Here is a 2,760-nt window from a genome sequence, read left to right on the forward strand (position 1 = left end):
ACCATGCCGATGTTCTCGCCAAGCTGAGGCTCGACGAGGATGATCGCCGGGCCGGCGACTGCAATGCTATCAGGATCTTTGGTGACGGGCATGATTGTCAATGAACTGCTGTTTGCGGCATTTCAGCGTCCCCTGCCATATTCGGCCGGGAAAATGAAGCATTCGCAAATGACGACGGCTCTGGCCTCCAATTCGTGACCGATCGCCGTTTGCGTGGCCAAAAGCGCTTTGATATACGGGCGACATCTCCCGGCCCAACGCCACGCGGGCAAGGCCGTCCCACATCCCAGCAACGAGGCATTCTTTCCATGGCGAAGATCAAGGTGGCGAACCCGGTCGTCGAACTCGACGGCGACGAGATGACCCGCATCATCTGGCAGTTCATCAAGGACAAGCTGATCCACCCTTATCTCGACCTCAAGCTGGAATATTACGACCTCGGCGTGGAACACCGCGACGCCACCAACGACCAGGTGACGATCGATTCGGCCAACGCCATCAAGAAATACGGCGTCGGCGTGAAATGCGCGACGATCACGCCTGACGAGCAGCGCGTCGAGGAGTTCAAGCTGAAGAAGATGTGGAAGTCGCCGAACGGCACCATCCGCAACATCCTCGGCGGCACCATCTTCCGCGAGCCGATCATCATGAAGAACGTGCCGCGCCTGGTGCCCGGCTGGACCAAGCCAATCATCGTCGGCCGTCACGCTTTCGGCGACCAGTACCGCGCCACCGATTTCCGCTTCCCCGGCAAGGGCAAGCTGACCATCAAGTTCGTCGGCGAGGACGGCCAGGTGATCGAGCACGATGTGTACGACGCGCCCGGCGCCGGTGTCGCCATGGCCATGTACAATCTCGATGAGTCGATCCGCGAGTTCGCCCGCGCCTCGCTGAACTACGGCTTGCTGCGCAACTACCCGGTCTATCTGTCGACCAAGAACACCATCCTGAAGGCCTATGACGGCCGCTTCAAGGACATCTTCCAGGAGGTCTACGAGGCTGAATTCGAGACCGAGTTCAAGTCGAAGAAGCTGTGGTACGAGCACCGCCTGATCGACGACATGGTAGCCTCCGCCCTGAAATGGTCGGGCGGCTATGTCTGGGCCTGCAAGAACTATGACGGCGACGTCCAGTCCGACACGGTCGCGCAAGGTTTCGGCTCACTCGGCCTGATGACCTCGGTGCTGATGACGCCGGACGGCAAGACGGTGGAAGCCGAAGCCGCGCACGGCACCGTTACCCGCCACTATCGCCAGCACCAGAAGGGCGAGGAAACCTCGACCAATTCGATCGCCTCGATCTTCGCCTGGACGCGGGGGCTCGCCCACCGCGCCAAGCTCGACGACAATGCCGAGCTGAAGCGCTTTGCCGACACGCTGGAAAAGGTCTGTATCCAGACGGTCGAGTCCGGCTTCATGACCAAGGACCTGTCGCTGCTGATCGGCCCCGACCAGCCCTGGCTGTCGACCACCGGTTTCCTCGACAAGATCGACGAGAATTTGCAGAAAGCGATGGCGTAGGCATGTCGTCCAAAGGCTTCGCTCGATATTGATCTCGTGCGCGACAGCACTGAGTTAACGACAAAGACTTGAGGCGTGTCGAAGTGCAAATCTGTCTTCCGTGGATGAGCTGGATTTGCGAAAATAGGTAGATGTAAATGGCTATGTGGTTCGATCAGCAAGAACGGCTAAAGAGTACCAAGGGCAAAGAGCTCTTGGACTCCATGCCGAAGTTTGAGGTGCAAGCTGCCAATGTCGCTCCCGCTCCGGCGGAGCTTGGAGGCAAGATCACGCTCGTCATCGAAGATGGCAAGCCCGTTGTGAAGATAAAAGAATAGAGCGTCGCCCGCATCGATCATAGCGTCAACACCACATCGTCGAGCAAGCCCATCGTCTACGGGGCGGACTATAGCGTCTATGTGCGCATCGTCCGCCTCGTGCTTGAGGAAAAAGGCATCGACTACGAGCTTGTGCCAGTCGATGTCTTTGCCGCCGACGGGATTCCCGCCTGGTATTTCGAACATCATCCGTTCGGCCGCATCCCGGCCTTCGAGCATGACGGATTCCGGCTGTTCGAGACGAGCGCGATTGCCAGATATGTTGACGAGGCGTTCGACGGGCCAGCGCTGCAAGCGACGGAGCCTCGTGGCCGCGCAACCATGAACCAGATCATCGGCATGCTCGATGCCTATGCCTACAGATCGATGGTCTGGGATGTCGCCGTCGAGCGGCTGGAGAAGGCTCAGCCGGATGAGGCGTTGATCGCCGGCGGCCTTGCTCAGGCGAGCAAAGCGCTTCGGACGCTGTCCGCGCTGAAAGCGCCGGGACCGTGGCTGCTGGGCGACCAGCTGACGCTGGCCGACCTGCATGCCGCACCGATCATCGGTTATTTCGTCAAGGTCGCCGAGGGGCGAAATCTGCTGGCCGAGTTCCCTGATATCCGGGACTGGTATGCGCGCATTGCGGCTCGGCCGAGCTTCGTGCGGACTGAAAAAATCGGCTGATAAGTGACGTCCGCTGTCCCTCCAACCGTTGCTTTAAATTCAGTCCACTCGCCTACGCCGCTTCGAGTGCCGCCCTTACCGCAGCAATCGCATCATCGGCCTTGGAAGCGTCGGGGCCGCCGGCCTGGGCCATGTCGGGCCGTCCGCCGCCGCCCTGCCCGCCGAGTGCCGCCGAGGCCACTCGGACAAGGTCGACGGCGCTGAAGCGGCCGACGAGGTCGTCGGTGACGGCCACCACGACGCTTGCCTTGTTGTCT

At 60.4% G+C, this 2,760-nt stretch carries 4 protein-coding genes; 3 read left to right on the top strand and 1 reads right to left on the bottom strand.

Translation table 11 applies throughout. The features are described from left to right. Window positions 1–308 precede the first annotated feature (308 nt). The 3 genes from EN969_RS25505 (at window position 309) to EN969_RS25515 (ending at window position 2,503) form a co-directional block, all read left to right on the top strand. Window positions 309–1,520 carry an NADP-dependent isocitrate dehydrogenase gene (locus tag EN969_RS25505; RefSeq protein ID WP_063167815.1) on the top strand — a complete coding sequence of 404 codons (1,212 nt, stop codon included), beginning with the start codon at window positions 309–311 and terminating at the stop codon, window positions 1,518–1,520. Between the two features lie 137 nt (window positions 1,521–1,657). After that, a complete protein-coding gene (locus EN969_RS25510; protein WP_027162373.1) occupies window positions 1,658–1,837 on the top strand; it encodes a hypothetical protein in 180 nt (59 codons plus the stop codon). Window positions 1,838–1,849: 12 nt separating this feature from the next. Continuing rightward, entirely contained in the window at window positions 1,850–2,503 is a 654-nt protein-coding gene (locus EN969_RS25515; protein WP_063167814.1) for a glutathione S-transferase family protein, read from the top strand. Between the two features lie 52 nt (window positions 2,504–2,555). Here EN969_RS25515 and EN969_RS25520 read toward each other — a convergent pair. Further along, the coding region (locus tag EN969_RS25520) for a DHHA1 domain-containing protein (RefSeq protein ID WP_164758480.1) at window positions 2,556–2,760 on the bottom strand (205 nt) is incomplete at its 5' end.

Origin of the sequence: Mesorhizobium sp. M7A.F.Ca.CA.003.01.2.1 (assembly GCF_003998945.1) — a bacterium.
Taxonomy (GTDB): domain Bacteria; phylum Pseudomonadota; class Alphaproteobacteria; order Rhizobiales; family Rhizobiaceae; genus Mesorhizobium; species Mesorhizobium ciceri.